The organism is Streptomyces sp. NPDC048291, from assembly GCF_043201715.1.
Classification (GTDB): domain Bacteria; phylum Actinomycetota; class Actinomycetes; order Streptomycetales; family Streptomycetaceae; genus Streptomyces.
This window is the reverse complement of the sequence record NZ_JBICZC010000014.1, coordinates 83,533-108,042: the sequence shown is the minus strand read 5'-3', so window position 1 is coordinate 108,042 and position 24,510 is coordinate 83,533. Positions and strand designations below refer to the sequence as shown.

General features: G+C 72.7%; 24 protein-coding genes. 10 read left to right on the top strand and 14 right to left on the bottom strand.

Features of this window, described 5'->3' with window-relative positions:
- Positions 1 to 84 precede the first annotated feature (84 nt).
- From ACGF5O_RS34985 to ACGF5O_RS34975, 3 genes are all read left to right on the top strand, one after another.
- Positions 85 to 672, top strand: coding sequence for a hypothetical protein (locus ACGF5O_RS34985; RefSeq protein ID WP_393813914.1), 588 nt, complete (start codon positions 85 to 87; stop codon positions 670 to 672).
- A gap of 44 nt (positions 673 to 716) precedes the next feature.
- Entirely contained in the window at positions 717 to 2,087 is a 1,371-nt protein-coding gene (locus tag ACGF5O_RS34980; protein WP_393813913.1) for a carotenoid oxygenase family protein, read from the top strand.
- 228 nt (positions 2,088 to 2,315) lie between these two features.
- A complete protein-coding gene (locus ACGF5O_RS34975) occupies positions 2,316 to 3,578 on the top strand; it encodes a PucR family transcriptional regulator (RefSeq protein ID WP_393813912.1) in 1,263 nt (420 codons plus the stop codon).
- Positions 3,579 to 3,585: 7 nt separating this feature from the next.
- On the opposite strand, the gene ACGF5O_RS34970 is transcribed toward ACGF5O_RS34975, so the two are convergent.
- Positions 3,586 to 4,365, bottom strand: coding sequence for a crotonase/enoyl-CoA hydratase family protein (locus ACGF5O_RS34970; protein WP_393813911.1), 780 nt, complete (start codon positions 4,363 to 4,365; stop codon positions 3,586 to 3,588).
- A gap of 64 nt (positions 4,366 to 4,429) precedes the next feature.
- A complete protein-coding gene (locus ACGF5O_RS34965; RefSeq protein WP_393813910.1) occupies positions 4,430 to 5,647 on the bottom strand; it encodes a CaiB/BaiF CoA transferase family protein in 1,218 nt (405 codons plus the stop codon).
- A gap of 366 nt (positions 5,648 to 6,013) precedes the next feature.
- Here ACGF5O_RS34965 and ACGF5O_RS34960 point away from each other — a divergent pair, with 366 nt between their 5' ends.
- Positions 6,014 to 7,024: a 3-hydroxyacyl-CoA dehydrogenase NAD-binding domain-containing protein gene (locus tag ACGF5O_RS34960; RefSeq protein WP_393813909.1), complete on the top strand. Its 1,011-nt coding sequence runs from the start codon at positions 6,014 to 6,016 to the stop codon at positions 7,022 to 7,024.
- Complete coding sequence (locus ACGF5O_RS34955) at positions 7,024 to 7,938, top strand: 3-hydroxyacyl-CoA dehydrogenase (RefSeq protein ID WP_393813908.1); 915 nt, start codon at positions 7,024 to 7,026, stop codon at positions 7,936 to 7,938. Before ACGF5O_RS34960 ends, ACGF5O_RS34955 begins: the two co-directional genes overlap by 1 nt.
- A 25-nt stretch (positions 7,939 to 7,963) precedes the next feature.
- Here ACGF5O_RS34955 and ACGF5O_RS34950 read toward each other — a convergent pair whose 3' ends face one another.
- The 8 genes from ACGF5O_RS34950 to ACGF5O_RS34915 all read right to left on the bottom strand — a co-directional run bounded on the left by ACGF5O_RS34950 (position 7,964) and on the right by ACGF5O_RS34915 (position 14,379).
- A complete protein-coding gene (locus ACGF5O_RS34950) occupies positions 7,964 to 8,641 on the bottom strand; it encodes a hypothetical protein (RefSeq protein WP_393813907.1) in 678 nt (225 codons plus the stop codon).
- Positions 8,631 to 9,104, bottom strand: a complete 474-nt coding sequence (locus ACGF5O_RS34945; protein ID WP_393813906.1) for a DUF6114 domain-containing protein — start codon at positions 9,102 to 9,104, stop codon at positions 8,631 to 8,633. The genes ACGF5O_RS34950 and ACGF5O_RS34945 overlap by 11 nt, the downstream gene beginning before the upstream one ends.
- A gap of 93 nt (positions 9,105 to 9,197) precedes the next feature.
- On the bottom strand, positions 9,198 to 9,821 hold the full coding sequence (locus ACGF5O_RS34940; protein WP_393813905.1) for a DUF6230 family protein: 624 nt from the start codon (positions 9,819 to 9,821) through the stop codon (positions 9,198 to 9,200).
- Between the two features lie 296 nt (positions 9,822 to 10,117).
- Positions 10,118 to 11,260, bottom strand: coding sequence for an LLM class flavin-dependent oxidoreductase (locus ACGF5O_RS34935; RefSeq protein ID WP_393813904.1), 1,143 nt, complete (start codon positions 11,258 to 11,260; stop codon positions 10,118 to 10,120).
- A 29-nt stretch (positions 11,261 to 11,289) separates the two neighbouring features.
- On the bottom strand, positions 11,290 to 12,474 hold the full coding sequence (locus ACGF5O_RS34930; RefSeq protein WP_393813903.1) for an SfnB family sulfur acquisition oxidoreductase: 1,185 nt from the start codon (positions 12,472 to 12,474) through the stop codon (positions 11,290 to 11,292).
- Positions 12,475 to 12,478: 4 nt separating this feature from the next.
- Complete coding sequence (gene ssuE, locus ACGF5O_RS34925) at positions 12,479 to 13,033, bottom strand: NADPH-dependent FMN reductase (RefSeq protein ID WP_393813902.1); 555 nt, start codon at positions 13,031 to 13,033, stop codon at positions 12,479 to 12,481.
- A 28-nt stretch (positions 13,034 to 13,061) separates the two neighbouring features.
- Positions 13,062 to 14,165: a dimethylsulfone monooxygenase SfnG gene (sfnG, locus tag ACGF5O_RS34920; RefSeq protein WP_393813901.1), complete on the bottom strand. Its 1,104-nt coding sequence runs from the start codon at positions 14,163 to 14,165 to the stop codon at positions 13,062 to 13,064.
- Positions 14,166 to 14,301: 136 nt separating this feature from the next.
- Positions 14,302 to 14,379, bottom strand: coding sequence for a putative leader peptide (locus tag ACGF5O_RS34915; RefSeq protein ID WP_350786652.1), 78 nt, complete (start codon positions 14,377 to 14,379; stop codon positions 14,302 to 14,304).
- A gap of 143 nt (positions 14,380 to 14,522) precedes the next feature.
- Between ACGF5O_RS34915 and ACGF5O_RS34910 the strand changes: the two genes are divergently transcribed.
- Entirely contained in the window at positions 14,523 to 15,446 is a 924-nt protein-coding gene (locus ACGF5O_RS34910) for a LysR family transcriptional regulator (RefSeq protein ID WP_393813900.1), read from the top strand.
- 76 nt (positions 15,447 to 15,522) lie between these two features.
- Here ACGF5O_RS34910 and ACGF5O_RS34905 read toward each other — a convergent pair whose 3' ends face one another.
- Positions 15,523 to 15,990 (bottom strand): MarR family winged helix-turn-helix transcriptional regulator, encoded by a 468-nt coding sequence (locus ACGF5O_RS34905; RefSeq protein WP_393813899.1) that lies wholly within the window; start codon positions 15,988 to 15,990, stop codon positions 15,523 to 15,525.
- A gap of 80 nt (positions 15,991 to 16,070) precedes the next feature.
- Here ACGF5O_RS34905 and ACGF5O_RS34900 point away from each other — a divergent pair, with 80 nt between their 5' ends.
- The 3 genes from ACGF5O_RS34900 to ACGF5O_RS34890 all read left to right on the top strand — a co-directional run bounded on the left by ACGF5O_RS34900 (position 16,071) and on the right by ACGF5O_RS34890 (position 19,827).
- Positions 16,071 to 17,126: an LLM class flavin-dependent oxidoreductase gene (locus tag ACGF5O_RS34900; RefSeq protein WP_393813898.1), complete on the top strand. Its 1,056-nt coding sequence runs from the start codon at positions 16,071 to 16,073 to the stop codon at positions 17,124 to 17,126.
- Between the two features lie 4 nt (positions 17,127 to 17,130).
- Positions 17,131 to 17,862 (top strand): NADPH-dependent F420 reductase, encoded by a 732-nt coding sequence (locus tag ACGF5O_RS34895; protein WP_393813897.1) that lies wholly within the window; start codon positions 17,131 to 17,133, stop codon positions 17,860 to 17,862.
- Between the two features lie 183 nt (positions 17,863 to 18,045).
- Positions 18,046 to 19,827, top strand: a complete 1,782-nt coding sequence (locus ACGF5O_RS34890; protein ID WP_393813896.1) for an alpha/beta fold hydrolase — start codon at positions 18,046 to 18,048, stop codon at positions 19,825 to 19,827.
- Here the strand turns inward: ACGF5O_RS34890 and ACGF5O_RS34885 are convergent.
- Entirely contained in the window at positions 19,817 to 21,079 is a 1,263-nt protein-coding gene (locus ACGF5O_RS34885) for a beta-ketoacyl-[acyl-carrier-protein] synthase family protein (RefSeq protein ID WP_393813895.1), read from the bottom strand. The two genes, ACGF5O_RS34890 and ACGF5O_RS34885, sit on opposite strands and share 11 nt — an antisense overlap.
- Before the next feature lie 480 nt (positions 21,080 to 21,559).
- Here ACGF5O_RS34885 and ACGF5O_RS34880 point away from each other — a divergent pair, with 480 nt between their 5' ends.
- On the top strand, positions 21,560 to 22,084 hold the full coding sequence (locus tag ACGF5O_RS34880; RefSeq protein ID WP_393813894.1) for a helix-turn-helix domain-containing protein: 525 nt from the start codon (positions 21,560 to 21,562) through the stop codon (positions 22,082 to 22,084).
- A gap of 75 nt (positions 22,085 to 22,159) precedes the next feature.
- Here ACGF5O_RS34880 and ACGF5O_RS34875 read toward each other — a convergent pair whose 3' ends face one another.
- Positions 22,160 to 22,894 (bottom strand): LuxR C-terminal-related transcriptional regulator, encoded by a 735-nt coding sequence (locus ACGF5O_RS34875; RefSeq protein WP_393813893.1) that lies wholly within the window; start codon positions 22,892 to 22,894, stop codon positions 22,160 to 22,162.
- Between the two features lie 50 nt (positions 22,895 to 22,944).
- Entirely contained in the window at positions 22,945 to 24,372 is a 1,428-nt protein-coding gene (locus ACGF5O_RS34870; RefSeq protein ID WP_393813892.1) for an MFS transporter, read from the bottom strand.
- Positions 24,373 to 24,510 lie beyond the last annotated feature (138 nt).

Below are 24,510 nucleotides of genomic sequence, written 5' to 3'. Positions count from 1 at the left end.
GGGGGCAACCCCCCTCCGCGGCCGGCCCGTTCGTCTTCGTCCCCCTCTTCGTCCAGCAAGCTCTTCGTCCAGCAAGGAAATTCAATGGGTTTTGTGGCTTACCTGCGCGGCTTCGTCCCCTGGATCGTCGCCGGTGCCGTCTCGGGCTTCGCCGACTGGCGGTGGGGTGCGCTCGGCGGTGTCGTCTCGGGCGTGCTGCTCCTGCTCCAGGACCTCCGCCGGGGTGCCGACCTCGACGCGCTGATCCTGGAGATCAGCACCATCGTGTACTTCGTCGTGATCGGCGCCGTCTCCGTCGCGGACCCCGACTCGGCGCTGAAGGACCACAGCGACGTCCTGTCGTTCGCCTGGCTGGCCGCCACCGCCTGGGGGTCCATGGCGATCGGCCGCCCCTTCACGCTCGGCATCGCCAAGCGCCAGACACCGCGCGAGTACTGGGACATGCCCGAGTTCTTCCAGGTCAACAACCGCATCACCGGCGCCTGGGGAGCCGGCTTCACCTTCATCGCCGTGGTCCTCGCCGTCGGCGGCGCGGTGGACGCCCCGGCCTGGGCCGGCATCACCGCCCACGTCGTCGGCCTCGCCGCCCCGATCGTCTTCACGAAGGTCTACCCCGAGCGGGTGCAGCGGCGCCTGCTGGAGTCACAGGGGCTGCTGCCCGTACCCGAGTGACCCGCGGCCGGCACCGCCCCACCGGCCCGGACAAGGAAAGCACCATGACCGAAGGGACCGCCCTCCCCCTCTACCTCAAGGGCCGCTTCGCGCCGGTCCCCGAGGAGCACAGCGCCTTCGACCTCACCGTGCGCGGCACCCTCCCGCCGGAGCTGGACGGCCGCTATCTGCGCAACGGCCCGAACCCGCTGCCCGGCGAGGACGACGGCCACTGGTTCACCGGCCCCGGCATGCTGCACGGCATCCGGCTGCGCGAGGGCCGCGCCGAGTGGTACCGCAACCGGTGGATCCGCACCAGGGAGCGGGAGGGGCACCCCTTCGTGCGCGAGGACGGCACCTTCGACCTGACGGCGACGCCCGGCAACACCCATGTCATCCGGCACGCGGACACGGTGCTGGCGCTGTGCGAGGCCGGCTTCCCGTACCGGGTCACCCCGGCGCTGGAGACCGTCGGGCCGTACGACTTCGGCGGCAGGCTGACCACCGCGATGACCGCGCACCCCAAGGAGGACCCGGTCACCGGCGAACTCCACCTGTTCGGCACCGGGTTCGCCCCGCCGTACCTCACCTACCACCGGGTCACCGCGGAGGGGGAACTGGTCGACAGCCGTCCGATCGAGGTGCCGGGCCCGACGATGACGCACGACTTCGCCATCACCGGGCACCACATCGTCTGGATGGACCTGCCCGTCGTCTTCCGGCCCGGACCCGCCGGCCGCGGCGGCATGCCCTACCAGTGGGACGACGGCTACGGCGCCCGGCACCTGCCGTCGACGGAGGCCGGTCCGGAGCAGTGGCTGGAACGGAGCACGCTGCGGGACTGGGTCTGGGAGGCGCTGGAGGAACTCTCCCCCGCCCTGCGACTGCAGTTGGTGCTGCGCCACTTCACCACGCACGTCACCTCGTACGAGCGGATAGCCGCCGCCTACGGGATCCCCGTCGGCACCGTCCGGAGCCGGCTCACCCAGGGCCGGACCAAGCTCGCGGCGGCCCTCGCCGGCACGGCGGACACCGCGCACGGCGACACCGCACGGCGCACCCTGGACAGCCGCACCCAGGCCCGGGAGACCCTCGCCGCCGCCGAGAGCGGGCACTTCGGAGCGCTGCTCACCGAACGCTGGTCGCCCGAGGTCGCGCTGTTCAGGGGCGGCGACCGGGTCGGCGGCCGGGACCTGCTGGTGCGTGCCATGGACGGCGACATCGCGGCCGGGGTGCGGCAGCGGCTCGTCCAGGCGATCGCCGGACGGTCGCTGGCCGTCTGGGAGATGGACATCGTCAACCCGGCCGACGACCCCGGGCACTGCCCGCCCGCCGTGGCCTGGCTCATGACGCTGGACGCGACCGGCCGGGTGCACCGGCTGCGCCTCTTCCATCCGCAGCCGCTCCGGGCGCTGGAGCTGCTCCCAGCACTGTGACCGGCCCCCCGCCGGGAGCAGCGCGTCATGGACGGCGACGGCCTCGGACGCAGACGACCGGCACGGTGCCGCCCTCTTGACGGTCCGTCAGGTTCGACGACGGCCCGACGGGCAGCCACTGGACGCGCTGTACGACCTTCTGCCGGAATCCGCGGGAACGGGCCGTTTCCGGGAATCCGGAAAGCCGCAAAAGCGGAGGGATCGCGGCGGTCGCTGTAGCATCTCGGTATGGCTGCGGAGCGTCCGGAGGCCGTAAAACAACTGTCCGTGGTCGCGGAGAACGTAGGGTCACGTCTCTCGGACGTCGGCCGTGACATCGCGGAATACGTCCTTGCCGAGATCCCGGAACTCCGGGGTGACGCGACCGTCACGAGAATCCTGCGGGCGAGCATCGCGGAAAACGTCGCCACCCTGCTGCACGTTTTCGAGAACGACATTTCCCTGGAGAAGATCGAGGGTCCGGCGGCCGCTCTCGAATACGCGAGGAGGCTGGCCCAGCGGGGCATCCCGATCAGCCCGATGATCAGGGCCTACCGGCTGGGGCACTGGCGATTCCTGCAGTGGTGTCTGGACGAACTCGACCGGCAGGGTGCCGACGACGAGCTCCACGCCGCGACCGGCCGGCGCATGCTGCGGGTCAGCTTCGGTTACATCGACCGGGTCACCGAGCACGCCGTCCTGGTCCACCAGCACGAACGCGACAACTGGCTGCTCAGCCAGACCGCAGCGCGGGCCGCCCGGGTACGGGACATCCTCGCCGAGGACGACATCGAACTCGACCGGGCCGAGCCGTCCCTCGGCTACCGGCTCCGGCAGCACCACCTGGGGCTGGTGGCCTGGCTGCCCACACCGACGGACGGGGGCGAGGGAATCGCCAGGCTGCACCGGATCACCGACGAGATCGCCCACCGGATCGCCTGCCCCGCCAGGCCGCTCTTCGTCCCCCGGGACGCCTTCCTGTCCTGGATCTGGCTGCCGCTCGGCCCGCACGGCGAGGCCCCCATGGACCAGGTGGCGCAGGTGCTCGACCACTGCGACCCCTCCGTCCACATGTGCGCCGGGGAGGTGGGGTACGGCATCGACGGATTCCGCACCACCCACCGGCAGGCACTGCGCACGCAGGAACTCGCCGCGGCGGCCGACCCCGTGCCCCGGTTCACCGACTTCACCACGGTCGCTCCCATGGCCCTGATGGCCACGAACATCGACGACATGCGCGACTGGGTGTGGAGTGCCCTCGGTCCGTTGGCCGTTGACGACGAGAACAGCGCACGGCTGCGGGAGACCGCGCTGATCTTCCTCGACCACGGCTGCAGTTACACCGCCACCGCCGGCGCCCAGATCCTGCACAAGAACACCGTGCAATACCGCATCCGAAAGGCCGAGGAGATCATGGGGCGCCCGGTCCAGCCGGGACACACCGACCTGGAGATCGCGCTGCGCGCCGTACGGTACCTGGGCTCGACCCTGCTGCGCGCGGCGCCGGACTGAGCACCTGTCAGTTGCCCTGCCAGTGCGGTTGGCGCCGCTCGGCGAAGGCGTGGGCGCCCTCCTGGGCGTCGTGGGAGGCCAGGACGGGTTCGGCGATGCGGTCCTGGTCGGCGAAGGCGTCCTGGTCGCTGAAGGCCCGCCGCTCGTTGACGACGCGTTTGACGGCGGCCACCGCCAGGGGCGCGTTGAGCGCGATGCTGCTGGCCAGTTCCAGGGCCCGCCGCAGCGTCTGACCGGGTTCCGTGAGCTCGTTGACCAGGCCGAAGCGCTCGGCACGCTCGGCGGACAGGGTCCCGCCGGTGAGCAGGAGCTCCAGCGCGATGTTGTGCGGGATGCGTTCGGGCAGCCGGACCATGCCCCCTTCGGGCGGCACGATGCCGAAGCGGACCTCGGTCTGGCCGAAGGTGGCGTCGCGGGCGGCCACGATCATGTCGCAGGCGAGCGCCATCTCGGTGCCGCCACCCAGCGCGTAGCCCTCGACGGCGGCGATGAGCGGGGTCGTGATCCGGGCCCGGGTGATGCCGGCGAAGCCGCGTCCGCCGACGATGGGCTTGTCGCCCGCCGCGAAGGCCTTGAGGTCCATCCCGGCGCTGAAGACTCCGCCGGCGCCGGTGAGGATGCCGACCCTGAGGTCGTCGCGGGCCTCCAGCTGGTCGAGGGCCTCGGCGAGAGCCCGTGCGGTGGCCCCGTCGACGGCGTTCCTGGCCCGGGGCCGGTCGATCGTGATCACGAAGATGCCGTCGATCTCCTCGGTCCGTACGGTCGGTGCGTTCGTACCCGTGGTCATGACGTGCTTCCCTTCTTCTCTTCCCGGCTTTTCCGGCTCTTCCCGGCGCTGCCGGGCCGTGGCTTCAGGCGACGGCTCCGGCGGTGCGCAGTTCCTTGATCCCGGCGGCGTCGAACCCGATGTCGTGGAGCACCGCCTCGGTGTGTTCGCCCAGGTCGGGGGCCGGGCGTGGACGGACCTTCGGCTCCTGGTCGAGCCGTACGGGGCTGTCGACCGTCAGGTGCGGCTCCGCGTTGCCGTCGTCGATCGGCACGAGGATCCCGTTGGCCACGAGCTGCGGGTCGTGGGCGAACTCCTCGATCGTCTGCGCGACTCCGTAGGTGAGGCCCGCGGCGTCGAGCACCTGGCGCCACTCGGCCAGGGGACGGGCCGCGAACGTCTTGTCCAGCAGGCCGGCGATCTCGGCCGCATGGGCACGGCGGCTCTGCGAATCGGCGTAGCGCGGGTTCCGGGCGGCCTCGGGGTGGCCGATGGCCTCCAGGAACAGCGGGACCTGCTTGTCCTCGTTGGCGAAGGCCAGCAGCAGCCAGCGGTCGTCCGCGGTGCGGTAGGCGTTGGCGAGCGCGTTCGGCGGGTCGGTCCGGTCGAGCGGCCGGGGGGCCTTCCCCCCGACCAGGACGGCCTGCAGCCACATGCCCGCCGACCAGGCGCCCTCGGCCACCAGCGAGGCGGTCACCCGGGCGCCCTCGCCGGTCTTCTCCCGCCGGTACAGCGCGGTCATGATCCCGGCGAACAGCGTGATCGCCGTCGGGTGGTCGCCCGATCCCCACGCGTTGATCGCCGGTGGTGCGTCGTGCTGGCGCGTGACGTCCATGAGGCCGCTGCGGGCCCAGAAGGCGGTCACGTCGAACCCGGGCAGGTGCGCGTCCGGACCTTCCTCGCCGAAGCCGGTGACGTCGGCGTAGATCAGCCGGGGGTTGAGGGGGGCCAGGTCCTCGTAGTCCAGTCCCAGCTTGGCGCGGGTGCGCGGCGGGAAGTTGGTCACCAGCACGTCCGCCCAGGCCACCAGCCGTTCGACCACCGCCCGGGCGTCGGGCGACTTCAGGTCGAGCGCGATGCTGCGTTTGTTGCGGTTGTCCAGCTGCCAGGGGTAGTTGACCCCCTCGACCCGGGGGTTCGGTGGCAGGCGGCTGAGCGAGCGGTAGGCGTCCCCCACGCCGGGTGGTTCGACCTTGACGACGTCCGCGCCGAAGTCACCGAGGACGGTGGCCGCGGCGGGTCCCGCGATGAAGCTCGCGAGATCGACGACGTGCAGTCCCCGCAGGAGGGGCGTGTCGGTCATGACGACTCCTTGTCCGCGCCGGGCCGCGCACCGCGCCCGGGCGGGGTCGACCCGCCGGCACGGGCGCCGCGGCAGTTGTTCCTGAGGGCGGGTCAGCACCAACGACGCTAGGAGGGAGCGGAGGCCCGGCCACTGGGCGCGGAACACCAGATTTCCGGCCGATTTGGTGCTCCTGTACCAATTCGAGCGGGAGGCTCTTGCGTCCGGGCCGCGGAAGGGCGCCTGTACCGGGGGACCAATAACCCGCCCGAATCCTGGTCGCGCGGCCCGATGCGCCGGCGGACCCCCGGGCCGACGGTGGTCGGGTGGCCGCCGCACGGCACCTCCGCACCTCTCGTGGCCAACGACCGGGAGCAGTGATCAGCCATGACATCCCACAGGCCCGTCCACCGCGTGGCGATCGTCGGGACCGGCACCATCGGTGCCAGCTGGGCGACGCACTATCTCGCCCGTGGCTTCGACGTCACGGCCACCGACCCCGCGCCCACCGCCGAGAAGGCCCTGCGGTCGTACGTGGCGGGCGCCTGGGCCGCGGCCGCCGCGATCGGGCTGGCCCCCGGCGCCTCACCCGACCGCCTCGGCTTCACGCCGGACATGCGGCAGGCCGTCGCGGACGCCGACTTCGTGCAGGAGAACGCGCCGGAACGCCCGGAGCTCAAGGTCAGGCTGTTCGCCGACCTCGACGACGCCGCACCACCCGAGTCGATCATCGCGTCGAGTTCGTCGGGCATCACGATGAGCGCCATCCAGGCGGACTGCCGGCACCCGGAGCGGACCGTCATCGGCCACCCCTTCAACCCGCCGCACGTCATCCCCCTGGTGGAGGTGGTCGGCGGCGCGCGGACCGCCCCGGAGACGGTCCGGGACGCCATGGCGTTCTACGCGGCGATCGGCAAGCGTCCGATCCACCTGAAGAAGGAGCTCCCCGGGCACGTCGCGAACCGCATCCAGGTCGCGCTGTACCGCGAGGTCGTGTACCTGATCCAGGAGGGCGTGCTGGACGTGGCCGACGCCGACGACGCGGTGTCCTGGGGGCCGGGGCTGCGCTGGGGCGTCATGGGCCCGTCCCTGCTGTGGCACCTGGGCGGCGGCGAGGGCGGCATCCGGCACTTCATGGACACCCTCATGCCGCGCATGGCCGCGTCCTGGGACCAGTTGCGCGCCCCCGAGTTCACGCCTGCGCTCAGGGACACGATCGTGAGCGGTGTCCTGGAGGAGGCGGGCGGCCACTCGATCGACGAACTGTCCGCCCGCCGTGACGCCATGCTCGCGGCCCTGCTGGCCGTACGCGCACGGCACGACCCGTCCGGACCGCCGGACAAGGCCGGGGCCACGGCGGGACCGGACGCGAAGGCGGGCGCGAAGGAGGGACCGTGATGGGAGGCCGGGAGAGCGTGGCGGGAGACCGGGAGCGACTGTTCGTGCTGGAGGCGAGCGGCGGTGGCCGGCTGTTCTCGGTGCGCCCCGACGGCTCGGGCCGGACGGTCCTCGTCACCGGGTGCCGGATCCCCGACGGCGTCGCCGTCGACACCGGCGCGGGGCACGTCTACTGGACGAACATGGGCGTCCCGCCGGAGAACGACGGCTCCGTCGAGCGCGCGGACCTGGACGGCGGCAACAGGACGACGATCGTCCCCGAGGGAGTCACGCACACGCCGAAGCAGCTCCACCTCGAAGCTGCCGACCGGAAGCTGTACTGGGGTGACCGCGAGGGCATGCGCGTGATGCGCTGCGACCTGGACGGCTCGAACGTCGAGACGCTCGTGCGGACCGGCGAGGGCGACGAAGACCGCCGCGACGAGACCAACTGGTGCGTGGGCGTCGCCGTCGACCCCGTCGGCGGCCACCTCTACTGGTCCCAGAAGGGTCCGGGCGACGCGGGACGCGGCAGGATCCTGCGGGCCGGCCTCGCCCCGCCGGCCGGACAGCCACCGGACCGGCGCGGCGACGTGGAGGTGCTGTTCGAGGGACTGCCGGAGCCGATCGACCTCGAACTCGACCTCAGGGCAGGGGCGTTGTACTGGACGGACCGCGGGGACCCGCCGCGGGGCAACACCGTCAACCGGGCCCCGCTGGACCCGCCGGACGGCCGCTGGACGTCCGAGATCCTGCTGACCCACCTCATGGAGGGGATCGGCATCGCCCTCGACCCGGACGGTGGCCGCATGTACGTGACCGACCTCGGCGGATCCGTCTACGCGGCCGGCCTCGACGGATCGGAGCGGCGCGAGATCCTCGCCGCACAGGGCAACCTCACGGGTATCGCCCACGCCGTGCTGCACGCGGCGTGAACCCGCTCGTCCGCCCCGCCCGGCGTCATGCGCGGCGCGGGACGTGTGCGGTGGTCCGCAGTTGCGGGCCCCGGATGGACAGCCGGCCGCCGTACTGGGTGAGCTGGGAGGCGGTCGCCGCGGCGAGCGTGATGGTGCGGGTGCGGGTGGCCGGGTGGGAGAGCCAGCGGGGTACCGCGTCGGGGGTGACGGAGATGGTGCGGTCCGCCGGGAGCGGGCCGCCGCCGAGGCCCGTGACCCTGCCGGTCAGTCTGCGGACGTAGAGGGTCGCCACCCCGCCGTCGCCCTGCCCTCTGAGCGTGGAGGTGGTCGCCGGCCTCGCCCGCAGGCGCATCGCCGCGCGGCCCCGGCCCGCGGTCAGATCGAGGTTGACGGCGTCCAGCGACCGTACGGTGAACTTCAGGGCCCGGACGCTCCCTTCCCCGGTGCGCACCGAGACCACCCCGCGGAATCTGGCGCCGCGGAGTACGAGCCGGTCGGCGCGGAGCACACAGGGGCCCTTCGCGGGACGAACCGGGGGCCTGGAATCGAGCCGTGCGGCGGAGACACGGCCGGAAACACCCCCGGCGGCGTCGCCGGGCAGGCGCGGCACGTCCAGGCGCAGGAGCGCGGCCACGCCGACCACGGCCAGCGCCCCCGCGACGGGCCGGGTCACCCGGCCGAGCAGAGGACCGGCCCTGCCGGTGCGCGGGTCAGGTGCCACTGCGATCCTCCCCCGTCACGGCCGGCCGGGGGTCCGGTGGCGTCGGCGCCTCGTCGCCCGGGGGCGGCAGCCAGGCGCAGGCCAGGGAACCGCCGACCAGCCCGCCGGCCACGCCGAGGAAGAGACCGCCGAAGTTCGCGACGGGGAAGGACACGACGGCGAGCAGGAGGGTGGCGATCCCGGCGAACACCCGGAGATGGGGGCGGTGGCAGAGAGCGACCCCCAGGACCAGGAGCAGGGTCCCGATCACCAGGGACCCGGCACCCGAGGTGGTCGACAGGGCGAGCGGGATCCCGCCCAGATCCAGGTTCGCATAGGGCCAGTAGAGGATGGGCAGACCGGCGGCGAAGGTGAACAGCCCGGCCCAGAAGGGACGTTCGCCCCGCCAGGTGCGGAACCTGCGACGGAACTCCGGCGCCCTGGCGAGCAGTTCACGTCCTCCGGTGAATGGGTTGGTGATCACGCGTCCTGTCCTGATGAGTGGGGTTCTGGTCCCGGGCGCGGGAGTCGGGTCCCGGGCGTGCGGCCCGGCCCCCGCGCGCGGCGGCCACCGGGATCAGAAGCATGCGTGGTCGCCCTGTCGGAGCCGCACGCTGAGGCCCGGGATGTTGAAGGTGCCGGCGGAGACCGCGACCGCGGTCACCCGCACGTCGTTCAGGGTGGTCGACGTCGCCTGCTGGCCGACGCCGTCGGGATCGAAGAACTGCGAGTTCCGGTCTCCGGACCTGACCGGGCCCTTGGTGAGGGCCCCCTGGGCGACGCCGATGTCGAGGCCGTTGAAACTCGCCTCGCCGACCGACTCGGTCGTCGCGTCGATGAAGAAGTTCGAGGTCTCGACCGGCCGGCCGGAACCGCCGGTGAGCCGCAGGGTCTGCGTGCCCAGCACCGGGACGTCGACGACGACGGACTGGCAGAGCGTGCTGATCGTGGCGTGCCGGAAGCCGGAGACGACGACGGGGACGAGTTCGTGTTTCCTCGTGACGTCGACCATGCCGTAGAGGCTGAACCCACGGGCGGTCAGGGTTTCGGCGGACAGCTGGAACTTCTGGCCGGAGATGAAGAACGAGGCGGCGAGCACTCCCTGCGCCATGGCCACGCCGACGGTCGCGCAGGCGGCCACGCCCGGCACCAGGACCACCGCGAAGCGTCTCCAACGGGTTCTTCCGGCGCGGTGCGACATCCCGTCTCCTTCGCTCGTGAGGTGGACCCGCCCATGCCGACAAGGCAGCAGATGCCCCGTTTGTCCGGTGATGGATCCTAGGCTCCCGGCTGCGCCGACCGACTGCACGCCAGGCCCGCCGGACGAGTGACGCAAGTTCTGCTGCTCTCTTCGGGCGACGGGTCCCGGCGGCGGCCGGTCCGCGAGAGCGCACGACACCGCCCTTCGTCCGGCATCCCGTCCGGACGCGCGGCGGCCCGGCATCCCGTCCGGGTGCCGGGCCAAGGGCGGTCCGGCGCGCGGCCGGGCGGGAATCCTCAGGAGGCGAACGGCACCTGTGCCGAAGGCACTTCACCCGCACCCGCGGGGTGCCGCCACACGCCCGCGGCGGCCAGCCGGGGCAGTACTCCTTCCCCGAACCAGTACGCCTCCTCCAGATGCGGGTACCCGGACAGCACGAACTCCTCGATGCCCAGCGCCGCGTACTCCCTGATCCGCTCGGCGACCTCGTCGTGGGAGCCGACCAGTGCCGTTCCGGCGCCGCCCCGTACCAGCCCGATGCCCGCCCACAGGTTGGGGTGGATCTCCAGCGCGTCCCGGCGGCCGCCGTGCAGCGCCAGCATCCGCCGCTGGCCCTCGGACTCGCTGCGGGCGAGCCCCGACTGCACCGACCGCACGGTCTCCGGGTCGAACCCGTCCAGCAGCCGGCCGGCCTCGGCCCACGCCTGCTCGGCGGTGTCCCGGGTGATGACATGCAGCCGGATCCCGAACCGCAGGGTGCGCCCCTGTGCCGCGGCGAGCCCCCGGATCCAGGCGATCTTCCCGGCGACCTGGGCCGGCGGCTCGCCCCAGGTCAGGTACACGTCGACGTACCGGGCCGCGACCTCGCCCGCGACCGGCGAGGACCCCCCGAAGTACACCTCGGGCACCGGCTCGGGCACCCGGGCCAGCCTGGCGTCCTCTACCCGCAGGTGCTCCCCGTCCAGGTCGACCGTCCTGCCCTCCCACAACCCCCGTACGACCTCCAGGAACTCCCCGGTACGGCGGTACCGGGCGTCCTTGTCGAGGAAGTCCCCGTAGGCCCGCTGCTCGTGACTCTCGCCCCCGGTCACCACGTTGAGCAGCAGCCGTCCGCCGGTCTGCCGCTGGAAGGTGGACGCCATCTGCGCGGCGAGCGTCGGTGAGACGAACCCCGGGCGGAAGGCGACCAGGAACTTCAGCCGCTCGGTGTGCCGGCTGACCATCGCCGTGGTCAGCCACGCGTCCTCGCACCAGGCGCCGGTCGGGGTGAGCGCCCCCACGAAGCCGAGGTCCTCCGCGGCCCGGGCGATCTGGCTCAGATAGGCGACCGTCGGCGGCCGGTCCCGTCCGGAGACGGTCGCCGGGGTGCCGTGACCGCCGCCGACGACGTGCCGGCTGTCCCCGTTGGTGGGCAGGAACCAGTGGAAGGTGAGGGACACGGGGGTCTCCGATCTGGGGAGGCGGGGGGTCACAGCAGGCCGTGGCGGGGCGGCCGGGTGCCGTTGAGGACGTACCGGCCGATGTGCTGGATCTTCCAGCGGGCCGGATCGTGCAGGGTGTGGGTCCTGGCGTCCCGCCAGTGCCGGTGCAGGTTGAGGGAGTTGAGGGCCGAGCGGGTCCCGGACACCTCGAAGAGCGCCCCGGCCCCCTCGACGGCGGCGTCGGCAGCGGTCACCTTCGCGGCGGCCACGGCGACGGACGCCTCGGCGGCCGACGCGTCGGTGAGGTCGGCGCGGGCCGCGTCGACCGCGCGGGCGGCCTCCCGCAGCAGGGCCTCGGAGGCCCTGACCCGGACGGCGAGTTCACCGAACCGCTGGATCAGCAGCGGGTCCTCGGCGGCGGTCCCGACCCCGCTCTCGAACCAGGGCCTGCTCCTGGTCCGGACGAACTCCGCCGCCTCGGCCAGCGCTCCCCCGGCGATCCCCACGTCGATGGCGGTGTGCAGCAACTGGGCCACCGCACCGTGGAGTTGCGGTCCCCGGAAGGTCAGGTGGTGCGGCAGCACACGGTCGGCGGGGACCGCGACGCCGTCCAGCCGGACGGTCCCGCTGGCGGTCGTACGCTGCCCCATGCCGTCCCAGTCGTCGACGACGGTGAGGCCGGGGGCGTCCCGGGGGACGTACGCCACGTGCAGGTTGTCGTCCTCGGTGCGGGCCAGGACCGGGATCCAGTCTGCGAAGAGGGCGCCGGTGGAGTAGTGCTTGACGCCGCGCAGCACATACGAACCGTCCGCCGACCGATCCAGCCGGGTCCGGATGTCCTGGACGTGTTGGGTGCCGGCCTCGGACTGCGCGTTCCCGAAGCGGGCGCCCGCGAGCAGCTCCGCGAAGAAGAACTTCCGCTGCTCCTCGCTGCCCTGACGGCGAATCACGTTGACGTACGCGAAGTGGCTCTGCGGGATCTGGGCGAGGCTGCCGTCGGCCGAGCCGAGGAGCCGGAAGATCTCCGCGAGGGTCAGGGCGTCGACGTCGGCGCCGCCGTGCTCCGCGGGCACGGTGACGCCCAGCAGACCCGAGGCCGAGAGCCGGTCCAGCTCGGCCCGGGGCAGGCGGCGTTCGGCGTCGCGTCCGGCGGCCCCGGCCCGGAACCCGTCGGCCAGGGCCGTCGCCACGGCGAGGGCCTCGGTGGCGTCGGCGATGACGTGGGCGGTCACCGGGTCAGCTCGCCGCGGCGAGGACGGGGGTGCCGCCGAGCGCGGCGGAGAACCGCTCGACGACCGGGGTGAGCGCCTCGACGACGGCCGGCGCGAGGGCCAGCGTGCCGTCCTCCCGCACCGTGATGTCCTTGTCGAGGGTGAACCAGCCCTGGACTATGTGGGCGGCCCCCATGGAGTTGAGGACCGGGCGCAGCGCGTAGTCGATGGCGAGGACATGGGCGGTGGTGCCGCCGGTGGCCAGGGGCAGCACGGTCTTCCCGGTGAGGGCGTACTGCGGGAGCAGGTCGAGGAGGGCCTTGAGGACCCCGGAGTAGGAGGCCTTGTAGACCGGGGTGCCGACCACGACTCCGTCGGCGCGGGCGAACAGCTCGGTCGCCTCGACGATCGCCGGGTGCCGGAAGTCGGCGCCGAGCAGGGCCTCGGCCGGGATGGTGCGTACGTCCAGCGGGACGACCTCGTGCCCCTGGGCGGTCAGCCACTGGTCCAGGTGGCGCAGCAGTCTGCCGGTCCGCGAGGAGGCGGAGGGGCTGCCGGAGACGGAGAGAACGGTGGCCATGGGTGCCTCTTTCGTGGTGAGGGGTCGGTCAGACGGACGCGCTGTCGGCCTCGCGGGCCTCCAGCTCCCGGACCAGGGGCAGCACGCGCCTGCCGAAGTACTCGACCTCCTCGTGGTAGTGGAGGAAGCCGAGCAGGAAGAGGTCGACGCCGAGCTTCTTGTAGGCGACGATCCGCTCGGCGATCTGTTCCGGGGTGCCGATCAGACCGGTGCGGAAGCCGTCGTTGTACTGGACGAGGTCCTCGAAGGTGGAGTCCTGCCACATGCCCTTGCCGTCGGCGGCGGACTGCCCGGCCTGCTTGACGGCGGCGCCGAAGCCCTCGACGGCCTCGCTGTCGGCCTTGGCGATGATCTCGCGGAGGGTGTCGCGGGCCTCGGCCTCGGTGTCGCGGGCGATGAGGAAGCCGTTGAGGCCGAACTTAGGTGCCCTGCGGCCCGCTTCGGCGGCGGACTTGCGGACGTCGTTGAGCTGCTCGGTCACCCCGTCGAAGTCCTTGCCGTTGGAGAAGTACCAGTCGGAGACGCGCCCGGCCATGGCGCGGGCGGCGGTGGAGTTGCCGCCCTGGAAGATCTCGGGGTGCGGGCGCTCGGGGGTGTTGAGCGGCTTGGGCTTGAGGGAGAAGTCCCGCAACCGGTAGAAGTCACCGGCGAGCTCGGTGTGGTCCTCGGTCCAGATCCGGCGCAGGGCCGTGATGAACTCCTCGGCGCGGCGGTAGCGTTCGTCGTGCTCCAGCCAGGGCTCGCCGAGCGCGGTGAACTCCCCCTTGAACCAGCCGGAGACGACGTTCACGGCGAACCGGCCGCCCGAGAGGTGGTCGGCGGTGGCGCCGAGCTTGGCGAGGACGCCGGGGTGCCACAGGCCGGGGTGGACGGCGGCGATCACCTTCAGGCGCTCGGTGGCGAGCAGCAGGGCGAGGCTGAAGCTCGTCGACTCGTGCTGGAACTCGGCGCCGTAGCTGGCCATGTAGCGGACCTGGCTGAGCGCGTACTCGAAGCCGTTGTTCTCGGCGAGGACGGCGAGTTCGCGGTTGTAGTCGTACCCCCAGTCGGTGCGCTGCTCGATCGTGCTGGTGACGAGTCCCCCGCTGACGTTGGGGACCCAGTAGGCGAATTTCACGGGCGCGGCGGGCATGCGGAACTCCTGTTGCGAGTTTTCGGGCACGCGAGAATTCACGGGGCCCGGCGCGGGCACGGCACGGTGAATTCAGGCGGGAAAAGGAGGGGAAATGGTGGGGAAGAGAGCGCGGCGGATCTCGATGGGGTGGTGATCAGGCCGCGGCGCAACAGGAGGCGCTGGAGACGCGCGCGAGGTCGACGTGGCGTCGCCGCGTGAGGTCCAGTCGCATCTTCATGCCGTCGATGGTCGCAGTCGGCGTCGACGGGCGTCAAGGAAAACCCGACCGTTCTCGCATCGCGGACCATTGAATTTCACGAACGTGTGACAGGGAAACCCTTGAACACGCCGCGAACGGCGGCGCATTCTGCCGGGGTGCGGACCGAACAGCTGGAATACATTGCGGCCGTCACCCGGCTCGGCTCGCTGCGCCGGGCGGCCGACGAACTGCGCCTGTCGCAGCCCGCGTTGAGCGAGACCGTGCGGAACCTGGAGCGGGAGCTGGGCATCGACCTGCTGGAGCGCAAGCGGACCGGGGCGACGATGAGCGCGGCCGGGCAGGAGCTGATGCCGCTCATCGCCGAGGTGCTGGAGGCGGTGGACCGGCTGCGGGTGGCGGCGGGCGAGCAGCACCGGATCAGCCGGATGGTGCGGGTCGGCACGGTCAACGCGGCGACCGTGCCGCTGCTCATCCCGGCGCTGCGGGACTTCCGGGCCACGCATCCGGTCACCCAGGTCGAGGTGGTGGGCGCCCAGCAGACGGAGATCCACCGGGGGCTCGCCGAGGGCGGATTCGACCTGGGACTGGTGAACCATCTCGACGGCGACGACGTGCCCGCCGGTTTCGAGGCCACCGAACTGCTGCGCGGGCGGCCGGTGGTGTGCGTACGGCCGGACAGTCCGCTCGCCGGGCGGGCCGAGGTGGCGGCCGACGACCTGCTCACCGTGCCGCTGATCGCGATGCGCACCGGCTATGTGATGCACCGCTACGTGCACCGGCTGCTGGCGGACCGCACCCCCGTCTTCTCGTACTCGACGGACGGGGCCGAGATGGGCAAGCTGATGGTCGCGGAGGGGCTGGGCGCGACGGTGCTGCCGGATTTCAGCGTGGTCGGGGACCCGCTGGAGCGCGACGGCACGATCGTGTGCCGGCCGCTGGCCGGGGACGCCACCGAGGTGGTGCTGATGCTCCAGCGCCGACGGGCCGAGTCGGTGCCGCAGGCCGCGCGGGACCTGCACGAGACGTTCGTGCGACGGGCGGCGGAGCTGGGCGCGGACGCCGGACGAGCCGCCGACTGAGCCGCTGGACGTGCCGCGATGTACCGTCAGTCGGCCGCGGCGCCGTCGTGGCTGGTCGCGCAGTTCCCCACGCCCCTTACGGGGCGCTGCTCAGACGGTTCCGCAGTGCCGTGGTGAGCTCCTGCGCCGCGGCGAGCTGGTCCGGGGTGAGGGCCGCCACGAACAGCTCGCGTACGGCGCGCAGATGAGGCAGCGACGCGTTCCGGAACGCCTCCGCACCCTCCGGCGTGAGCACCACCTCGGCGCCCCGGCTGTCGGTGACGCACTCCTCGCGCCGGATCAGCCCGCGCCGCTCCATGCGGCCGATCTGGTGCGAGAGCCGGCTTCGTTCCCAGCCGACGCCGGCCGCCAGTTCGGAGGAGCGCAGCCGCCGCCCGTCCGCCTCGCGCAGGGCGAGGAGCACGGCGTAGTCGCCGGGCGACAGGGCACTCTCGCGCTGCAGGCGGGACGAGAGCTCGGAGCGCAGCGCCTCCGTGGTCTCGATGAAGTCCCGCCAGATCCGCAGCTCTTCCGCGGTGGGGAATTCCTTCCGTCGTGCGTTCATCGTGCCGCCACTCCTCTTGTTGACACGTCAATCATATGAGAGGGATGATTGACACGTCAACCACTCGAAGGAGCCCCGCCATGCCAGACACAGCCCCCGACCCCGGGCCGGGTCTCGTCTTCGGTCTCGACACCTTCGGCGACGTGCCGCAGGACGACTCGGGAGCCCCGGTGTCCTACGCGCGGGCCATCCGGCAGGTCGTCGACGAGGCCGTGCTCGCCGAGGAGACCGGCGTCGACGTCATCGCCCTCGGCGAGCACCACCGCCCGGAGTACGCGGTCTCGACCCCGGAGACCGTCCTCGCCGGCATCGCCTCGCGCACCCGGCGGATCCGGCTGGCGTCCGGCGTGACCGTGCTGAGCTCCGACGACCCGGTCCGCGTCTTCCAGCGCTTCGCCACCGTGGACGCCCTCTCGAACGGCCGGGCCGAGGTCATCCTGGGGCGCGGTTCGTTCACCGAGTCGTTCCCCCTCTTCGGCTACGACATGAGCGACTACGACGTGCTGTTCGAGGAGAAGATCGAGCTGTTCGCCAAGCTCCTGGAGGAGAAGCCCGTCACCTGGAGCGGCACCAGGCGGGCGCCCCTCGAAGCCGCCGACGTCTTCCCCAAGACCGAGTCGGGGCACCTGAGCACCTGGGTCGGGGTGGGCGGCACCCCGCAGTCGGTCATCCGCACCGCCCGCTACGGCTTCCCGCTCATGATCGCCGTCATCGGCGGCTCCCCGGAGCGCTTCGCGCCGTACATCGACCTCTACCGGCGCGCCGCCGACCAGTTCGGCACGACCGCGCACCCGGTCGGGATGCACTCGCCGGGGTTCGTCGCCGACACCGACGAGGAGGCCCGGGAGCAGCACTGGCCGTACTACAGGGTCATCCGGGACCGCATCGGCGCGCTGCGGGGCTGGCCGCCGATCCGCAGGGAGGAGTACGAGGCCGAGATCGAGCACGGCTCCCTCTACATCGGCTCCCCCGAGACGGTCGCCCGCAAGATGGCCCGCGCGGTCAAGGCGCTCGGCGTCGGCCGGTTCGACCTCATCTACACCAGCGGGGCGCAGCAGGTCAGCGCCCGCCTGCGCACCGTCGAGCTGTACGGCACGAAGGTGGTCCCGATGGTCCGCGACCTGCTCGCCGGCTGACGCCGTGACCGGAACCGAGAAGGCGGCGACCGCCGTGCGTACGGTCGGGATCCTGGGCGCCGGGAAGGTCGGCACCGTACTGGCCCGGCTGGCGCTGGCGGCCGGCTGCCGCGTGCTGATCGCGGGGTCCGGCGATCCCGCCGCCATCGCCCTCACCGTCGAGGTACTCACCCCCGGTGCCGTCCCGGTCGGCGCCGCGCGGGCCGCGGCGGAGGCGGACGTGGTCGTCCTGGCCCTGCCGCTCGGCAAGTACCGTGCGGTGCCCGCCGAGGAGCTGCGGGGCAGGCTCGTCGTGGACGCGATGAACTACTGGTGGGAGGTGGACGGCGTGCGCGCGGATCTCACCGACCCGCTCACCTCCTCCAGCGAGACCGTGCAGGCATACCTGCCGGATTCGCGGGTGGTCAAGGCGTTCAACCACATGGGCTACCACGACCTGGAGGACGGGGCGCGGCCCGCGGGGGCGCCGGGACGCAAGGCGATCGCGATCGCCGGCGACGATCCGGAAGGCCTCGCCACCGTCGCGCGCCTCGTCGACGCGTTCGGCTTCGACCCCGTGGTGGCCGGTCCGCTCGCCGCGGGGGTACGGCTGGAGCCGGGCACCGAACCCTTCGGCGCCAACGTCGGCGCGGACGAACTGCGGGCGATGCTCGCGCGTTTCCCGGAGTCCGACCGCGGACGTACCGTGCTCGCCGCGCGGGCGGCCGCCCCGGCGCCGGCCGGACCCGCCGCCTGAACACACCTGCGGCGAGGACGCCTTGCGCACCCGGGCGCATCGTCCCGATCGTGCAGTGCAGTCATGGTTCGTCCGCTTCGCCCTCGATGTTTCGGTACGGTGGGAGCCGCTCCGCGGACGGGGCCCCCGGTGGTCCGGCTCCCGGGCGCTGACACGGCAGCACGGACCGGGCAAGGAGACAGCATGCTCTCGGACTCGACCGACTCCACCGGCTCGACCGAGTCGACCGGCCCGGCCGACTCGATCGTCTTCGGTGCCGGGGGCTTCATCGGACGCTCGCTGGTGGCGGAACTCCTGCGCCGGGGCCACCGGGTGGCGGCCGGCGTGCGCGGTTCCGGTGACGGGCTGACGGCGTGGCTCGACGGGCAGGGCGTGGACCGTACGGCGCTGCGGGTGGTCCGGGCCGACGTCACCGTCCCCGGTCTTGGGCTGCCGCGGGACGCACTGTCCGGGGTCCGCGACGTCTACAACACAGCCGCGCGCTTCGCGTTCGGCATCACGGCGGCGCAGGCACGGGCGGTCAACGTGACGGGTGCCGTGCAGGTGGTCGCGTGGGCGGCGGGCCTGCCGAAGCTGCGCCGGGTGGTGCACATCAGCGGGTACCGCATGGCCGCCGCGGACGGAGGGCCGCCCGACTACCGCCGGCTGGGCGCGTACGAGGCGTCGAAGCAGGAGGGCGACGCGGCGGTGCGGGCCCGCGCAGGCGAGCTTGGGGTTCCGCTGAGCGTCGCCAATCCAAGTACGGTGATCGGGCCGGGCCAGTACCTCGGCCTGGCCGAGGTGGTCTCCGGGCTCTGGCAGGGCCGGCTGCGGGCCCTGCCCGGCGGCCCCGGCGTCTTCCTCCCGGTGGTGCCCCTGGACCACTTCGTCCGGTTCCTGGCCGCTCTTCCGCGGGACCCCGGGAGCGCGGGCCGCACCTACTGGGTGCTGGACGACTCCACCCCCGAACTGCCCGCGCTGGTCGGCCTGCTCGCCGGGCACATGGGGGTGCGCTCCCCCAGCCGCTCGATCCCGCTGGGTCTGCTGCGCAGGCTGCCCCGTGCGATCACCCGGGCGGATCCCGAGACCCTCTCGTTCCTGTCGACCGACCGCTACGACACGGCCGCCGCCCGTGCCCTGTCCGCGGCGCACGGTCTGTCCATGGCGCCCGTGCAGACGGCGCTGCGCGAATGGGCCGACGACCTGGTCGCCACCCGCTTCGGCCGCTCCGGACCGTGCCGCCGCCCCTACGGCTTCCACGGCGTGGCGGGCACCCGCACGTGGGTGACGGGAGAGCGGCGGCACCCCGGATACGTGCTGCTGCACGGACTCCTGCTGAGCGCCGACGCCTGGGCGGGCACCGCGGACCACCTGGACGCGCCCGCCCTCGCTCCCGACCTGCCCGGCTTCGGCCGGTCGGGCGCGGGCGCGGGGACGCTCGACGACTGGCTCGCCGACCTGCTGCGCCCGGTGGAGACCCGGCCGGTACTGGTGGCGCACTCCCTCGCGTGCGGCCCCGCACTGCGCTACGCGGCGGCCCGGCCCGGCCGGCTCGCGGCGCTCGTGCTGGTCGCGCCGGCCTTCCTGCAACGGCCGTCCGCCGCGGTGCTGCGCTCGCCGCTCGCCGTACCGCTGCTGCGCACGGCTCCCGCCGCCCGCCTGGCCCGTTCGCTCGGTCTGCCCGAGGGCCCGGGGTGCGAGGCGCTCGCGCTGGACCTGCGGCGCGCCGGGGCCGCACGCCGGGTGGTCGCCGCGCTGCGCGACGCCCACCGGCAGCGCGCCGAACTCCGCAGTGTGCTGCGGGAGTTGCGGCTTCCCGTGCACATCGTCGTCGGGTCGGCGGATCCGCTCGCCGAGCCCGTGGAGACGCCGGTCACGGTGATCGAGGACGCGGGGCACTGTCCCCAGCTCACCCGTCCGGAGGCCGTGGCGCGCCTTCTGACGTCCTGCCGGGAGCGGGCCGTCGCCCCGGGAACTACCTCGTGAAGGCGAGGACCACGTTGTGTCCGCCGAATCCGAAGGACGTGGACAGGGCCGCCCTGACGGGTGCCCGTCGCGGCCCGCCGGACACCAGGTCCAGCTCGATCCCGTCCGAGGCCTTGTCCAGGTTGCGGACCGGCGGGATCAGGCCGTGGACCAGGGTGAGGACGGTGAAGACGGCCTCGACCGCGCCGGAGGCGCCCAGGAGGTGACCGGTGGCGGACTTGCAGGCGGTGACCGCCGGGTGCGGGCCCACGGCCTCCTGTACGGCCCGGGCCTCGGTGACGTCGCCCAGCGGCGTACCGGTGGCGTGCGCGTTCACATGGCCGATGTCGGCTCCGGCGAGATCCGCGTCCCGCAGCGCCGCCCGGATGGCCCGCACCTGTCCCTCCGCGGCGGGCAGCGTCACGTCGTAGGCGTCGGAGGTGACGCCGGCGCCCGACAGGGTCGCGTGCACGTGCGCGCCGCGCGCCCGCGCGAAGTCGGCGCGCTCCAGTACGACCATGCCGGCGCCCTCGGACATGACGAACCCGTCGCGGTCTTGGTCGAAGGGCCGGGACGCGAGGTCCGGTGCGTCGTTGCGCAGGGACAGGGCGCGCATCCGGGCGAACGCGCCGAGCGCCAGCGGGTGCAGGCAGGCGTCCGTGCCGCCCGCGACGACCACGTCCGCCCGGCCGGACCTGATCAGCAGCGTGCCGACCGCCAGCGCCTCCGCACCGGACGCGCAGGCACTGGTCGGGGCGTGCGTGCCGGCCCGGGCCCCCAGCAGCAGGCCGACCGCCGCGGCGCTGCCGTTGGGCATCAGCATGGGCACCGTGTGCGGTGAGATGGCGCGCGGGCCCCGTTGCTCCAGCCGGTCGTCCTGTTCGAGGAGGGTGAGCCCGCCGCCGATGCCGGTCCCCACGACCACCGCGAGCCGCTCCGGCTCGACCTCCGGCGCGCCCGCGTCCGTCCACGCCTCCCCGGCCGCCACGACCGCGGCCGCCTGACTGCGGTCGAGGCGCCGCCGCCGGATCCGGTCCAGCCGTAACACGGGGTCCTCGCGCATGCCTCCTGCGATGCGGACGGGCAGCTGCTCGGCCCAGGGGGTGTCAAGGCGGGTCACGCCGGACCGGCCGGAGAGCAGCGCCGCCCAGCTGGACGGCACGTCGCCGCCGAGCGGGGTGGTCGCGCCGAGGCCCGTCACCAGCACCTCGGCACTCGGGGGTGTTCGCCGGCCGGTGTGGGGCCGGTTCGTCTCAGTGGTCGCGGGCAGCATGACGGGTTCCTTCCGCGCGGTGTTCCTGTCTCTTGCCTCGGGGCGCCGGCGGGAGGTTCTCCTGCGTCTCCCAGGACGCGGGAGGGAGCCCGGCCGTCACCAGCGCCATGATGGCGATCAGTAATTCCCCGGAGGTGAGAATTTCTTCGGCGCTTTCCATGGCTTTCCCGGAGTCTTCGAATGCCGGCCTATTTGTTCGGCCCATCTGCTCGGAGAAATCTACCCGCCCGGAACGGCCCGGCGCTTCACTCCTTTTCACGAGATCCGGGCAGGTCCGGGAGACCACACAAAGGACCATTAGAACTATTAACAGCCCACGGCCTGTCCTATTTTATGCAGATAACCCGGCGGCGCCCCCGCTAATGCGCTTGTTGCCGCGACGCTTGAACACCCTGCATAGTGAGGTAGTAATGCCGCAGGGGGGAACGGGACCGACAGGATCTCGCATAATTCCAGCCACCCGAAAGGAGAAGTCAATTCGTGCCTCAATACAGTGAGGGGCAGTTATTCTCGGCCGCCCAGGACGTACGTGTCCTGCGCTGGCCGGTCGAGGTGCAGGAACTGGAACAGCTGCGGCGCCGCGGAATCCTCCGCCTCCTCGTGGTGGAGAACGGCGCGACGCCGCCGGTGCCGAGCGACTCGCGGGAGGACTGGGTCAGGGCGCCGGTCAGCAGGGCCGACTTCGCCGCCCGGGTCGCGGCGCTCCGGGCCCGGGCCGGCACACACCGGATCCCCGTCCTCGACCAGGACGGGCTGCTCCGGTACGGCACCCGGATGGTGCCCGTGTCACCGACCCAGATGAACCTGCTGCAACCGCTGGTCGAGCGGTACGGCACCCTCGTGGCCCGGCACGAACTGATCGCCCTGCTCCGCGACCGGCGCGGCACGGCCAGCCAGAACGCGCTGGACCTCCACATCATGAGGATCCGGCGCAAGGTGGTCCCCCTCGGACTGTGCGTCCGGACCGCCAGCGGACGCGGATATCTCCTCGAATCCAGCGACTGATCTTCACAACAGCCAACGGAACGAGCCCTGTTGAGCGCCATGCGCTCAACAGGGCTCGCGCGGAGCACCGCAGGCTCACTGGAGCGCCCGCGGAGCGCGGGAGCCGGTCCACCGGCGGACGGGCTCCGGGCAGGGCGGCGCCATCAGGCCCGTCCGGTAGGCGTGGATGACCGCGTGCACCCGGTTCCGCAGGTTCAGCTTTTCCAGCAGCCGTTGCACATGGGATTTCACGGTGTTCTCGCTCAGCACCAGCACCGCGGAGATCTCCGTATTGCTCAGTCCCTGGGCGAGCAGCCGGAACACCTCCCGCTCCCGCCGGGTCAGCGACTGGAATCCCGCCGTCCCCGCCGCCGGAACGCCCGGGAATTCCGTGGCCCGGGGAAACCGGTCGCCGCCGTCCCCCGGGGTATCCCGCTCCCCGAAGAAGATCCGGTAGCCGGCCGCCACGACGTGCACGGCGGACAGCAGCTCTTCCGCGGTGACCCGGTGGAGCACGACTCCGTGCACGCCGGCCCGGAGGGCGGCGCGTGCGTCCGGGGCGCCCTCGTGGGCCATGAGCAGCACGGCGGGCCCTTCGTCGCCGCAGCCCGCGGAGAGTGCGCCGACCAGTTCCGCGGCGTCGGCGGAGTCGGGGAGGATGCCGGCGAGCAGCAGCCTCGGCCGGAGCGCACGGGCCTTGCGCACCGCGCTCGCGAGGTCGGACGCCTCGCCGACCACCTCGATGCCGCCGTCCCCGTCGAGGACGGACCGGATCCCGGTGCGGGCTATGGACCGTTCGTCCGCCAGCAGGACCCGGATCGGTGCGCTCATCGCTGTCCCCTCCCGTCCCTCCGACCGGCATGCCGATGGCGGGCATGCCGTCACACCAGGTCGCCCACGCATCCCGGCACCGCCGGTTCGGGGTCGGCGGGGCGGCCGTTGCGCCGGCGCCGCGGTACCAGCAGGACCGCCAGCGCCCCGCAGCCGATCAGGGCGACGCCGGTCCACACCGCCGGAACCATGCCGTCCGTGAACCGGTCCGCGGTGGTGAGGTCCCCGTGCGCGGAGAAGACCGAGGCGAGGACCGCGATGCCGAGCACCCCGCCGAGCTCGCGCAGCGCACTGATCGATCCGGAGGCCATCCCGCGCTCCCCGGCGTCGACCGCGCTCATCACCATGTTCGCGGTGGGGGTGAAGTAGCAGGTCATGCCGAGACCGCACAGGACCAGGGCGGGGATCAGCGACGGATAGGGCACCTCGGGCGAGACCCTGGCGGCGATCCACCCCAGTCCGAGAGCCTGCAGGGCCAGGCCGAGCGCGACGATGGTCCGGCCGCCGACGCGGTCGGAGACCAGGCCCACCAGGGGCGCCACGAAGATGGGCACCGCGGTCCAGGGCAGGATCCGCAGGCCCGCCTCCAGAGGGGTGTAGCCGCGCGGTCCCTGGAGGAACTGGGTGAGCAGGAAGACCGAGCCGAACATGCCGGCGAACATCAGCAGCCCGGCGGCGTTCATGGCGCCGAAGGTCCGGTGGCGGAACAGCTTCATCGGGAACATGGGGTGCTCGGCCCGCAGTTCCCAGCCGACGAAGGCGGTCAGGACGGCCGCGCCGCCGGCCAGCGACAGCAGGACGCGCGCGCTGCTCCAGTGGTCGGCATGACCGTTGATGATGCCGAACACGATGCCGAAGAGCCCGGCACTGGCCAGGACCGTGCCCACCAGGTCCAGGCGCGGACTGGGGCCGTGGCTCTCGGTGAGCTTCCACCGGGCGACGGGCAGCACCAGCGCGCCGATCGGCACGTTGATCCAGAAGATCCACTGCCAGCTCAGGTGCTCCACCACCGCGCCGCCGAGGAGCGGGCCCATGGCGATAGCGACGCCCTCCACGGCACTCATCGCGCCCAGCAGGGCACCGCGCCGCCGCTCCGGCGCCGCCTCCGTGAGGATCGTCAGGTTCAGCGGCATCAGCAGCGCGGCGCCCAGCCCCTGCACGGCACGGGCGGCGATCAGGGCGCCGATGCCGGGGGCCAGCGCGGCCCCGGCCGACGCGACGACGAAGACGCCCAGCCCGATGCCGAACATCCGCCGCCGCCCGAACCGGTCCCCGAGCGCCGCGCCGGTCAGCATGAGCACCGAGTAGGTGAGGGTGTAGGCGTTGACGGTCCACTCCAGTTGCTGGATGCTCCCGCCGAGGTCCTCGCGGATCGACGGCAGGGCCGTGATGACGACGAGGTTGTCGAGCGACACCATGGCCACGCCCAGGCCACAGCAGAAGAACGTCCACAGCACGTTCCGTTGCCGAACACTCATGTCCATCTCCGTGGTCGCGATGGCGGCGCGGGCGCCGGCGGCACGGCCTCGCCCGGCCTGCGTCATGAGGCCGCGCGTTCGCACCCGGTGCGACACCGGTGAACGCGCGGCCGGGGGTCGGTACTTCGGGGCCGGAGG

Coding starts and splice junctions, on each gene's coding strand:
- ACGF5O_RS34985 (WP_393813914.1), top strand. CDS start 85: ATGGGTTTTGTGGCTTACCTGCGCGGCTTCGTCCCCTGGATCGTCGCC.
- ACGF5O_RS34980 (WP_393813913.1), top strand. CDS start 717: ATGACCGAAGGGACCGCCCTCCCCCTCTACCTCAAGGGCCGCTTCGCG.
- ACGF5O_RS34975 (WP_393813912.1), top strand. CDS start 2,316: ATGGCTGCGGAGCGTCCGGAGGCCGTAAAACAACTGTCCGTGGTCGCG.
- ACGF5O_RS34970 (WP_393813911.1), bottom strand. CDS start 4,365: ATGACCACGGGTACGAACGCACCGACCGTACGGACCGAGGAGATCGAC.
- ACGF5O_RS34965 (WP_393813910.1), bottom strand. CDS start 5,647: ATGACCGACACGCCCCTCCTGCGGGGACTGCACGTCGTCGATCTCGCG.
- ACGF5O_RS34960 (WP_393813909.1), top strand. CDS start 6,014: ATGACATCCCACAGGCCCGTCCACCGCGTGGCGATCGTCGGGACCGGC.
- ACGF5O_RS34955 (WP_393813908.1), top strand. CDS start 7,024: ATGGGAGGCCGGGAGAGCGTGGCGGGAGACCGGGAGCGACTGTTCGTG.
- ACGF5O_RS34940 (WP_393813905.1), bottom strand. CDS start 9,821: ATGTCGCACCGCGCCGGAAGAACCCGTTGGAGACGCTTCGCGGTGGTC.
- ssuE (WP_393813902.1), bottom strand. CDS start 13,033: ATGGCCACCGTTCTCTCCGTCTCCGGCAGCCCCTCCGCCTCCTCGCGG.
- sfnG (WP_393813901.1), bottom strand. CDS start 14,165: ATGCCCGCCGCGCCCGTGAAATTCGCCTACTGGGTCCCCAACGTCAGC.
- ACGF5O_RS34915 (WP_350786652.1), bottom strand. CDS start 14,379: ATGCGACTGGACCTCACGCGGCGACGCCACGTCGACCTCGCGCGCGTC.
- ACGF5O_RS34905 (WP_393813899.1), bottom strand. CDS start 15,990: ATGAACGCACGACGGAAGGAATTCCCCACCGCGGAAGAGCTGCGGATC.
- ACGF5O_RS34900 (WP_393813898.1), top strand. CDS start 16,071: ATGCCAGACACAGCCCCCGACCCCGGGCCGGGTCTCGTCTTCGGTCTC.
- ACGF5O_RS34890 (WP_393813896.1), top strand. CDS start 18,046: ATGCTCTCGGACTCGACCGACTCCACCGGCTCGACCGAGTCGACCGGC.
- ACGF5O_RS34885 (WP_393813895.1), bottom strand. CDS start 21,079: ATGCTGCCCGCGACCACTGAGACGAACCGGCCCCACACCGGCCGGCGA.
- ACGF5O_RS34875 (WP_393813893.1), bottom strand. CDS start 22,894: ATGAGCGCACCGATCCGGGTCCTGCTGGCGGACGAACGGTCCATAGCC.
- ACGF5O_RS34870 (WP_393813892.1), bottom strand. CDS start 24,372: ATGAGTGTTCGGCAACGGAACGTGCTGTGGACGTTCTTCTGCTGTGGC.